General features: G+C 52.2%; 1 rRNA gene. It reads left to right on the forward strand.

Going from position 1 to position 209, the window contains the following annotated elements:
• Positions 1–209: ribosomal RNA gene (locus AACR09_RS09140) — 16S ribosomal RNA — on the forward strand; the annotation flags it as partial.

Raw genomic sequence — 209 nt, forward strand, 5'->3', positions numbered from 1 at the left:
GAATATTGCACAATGGGCGAAAGCCTGATGCAGCCATGCCGCGTGTATGAAGAAGGCCTTCGGGTTGTAAAGTACTTTCAGTTGTGAGGAAGGGGGTAGTGTTAATAGCGCTATCTCTTGACGTTAGCAACAGAAGAAGCACCGGCTAACTCCGTGCCAGCAGCCGCGGTAATACGGAGGGTGCGAGCGTTAATCGGAATTACTGGGCG

The organism is Vibrio sp. OPT20 (assembly GCF_963889365.1).
Taxonomy (GTDB): Bacteria; Pseudomonadota; Gammaproteobacteria; order Enterobacterales; family Vibrionaceae; genus Vibrio; species Vibrio splendidus.